The sequence below is a fragment of the Candidatus Frankia alpina genome (assembly GCF_902806485.1).
In the GTDB taxonomy this organism is placed as follows: domain Bacteria; phylum Actinomycetota; class Actinomycetes; order Frankiales; family Frankiaceae; genus Frankia; species Frankia alpina.
Genome location: NZ_CADCWT010000613.1, coordinates 1 through 340, shown reverse-complemented (window position 1 = coordinate 340; position 340 = coordinate 1). Strand labels below are relative to the sequence as shown.

Here is a 340-nt window from a genome sequence, read left to right as displayed (position 1 = left end):
GGGGGGAAAGCGCCCGGCGCACGACCTGGCGGCGGACGACTTTGACGGTGTGGGTGAAGGAGAGCCGGTCGGGGTCGATCCCCTCTTGCAGTGCGGTGTCGTGGATCAGTTTCCGTAACGCCCGGTGCAGCAGCAGGACGCCCCAGACCTCCTGCTCGACCCGGTCGGGGCTCTGGGACCGCAGGACCAGCCGGCTGTCCTGCTGGTGGACCTTGATTTCGTCGAGGAGGGTCTCGACTTCCCCCCGGTCGTTGTAGAGCGCGGCCAGGTCGGCGGCGGGCGCGGTGTCGGGGTCGAGGACCGTGGTGACCAGCCGGTAGGTCTCCTTTGTGCTCGCCGG

Annotated in this window: 1 pseudogene; it reads right to left on the bottom strand. The window is 69.4% G+C overall.

Features of this window, described 5'->3' with window-relative positions:
• Positions 1-340: pseudogene (locus G6R25_RS24710) on the bottom strand (IS4 family transposase); the annotation flags it as partial.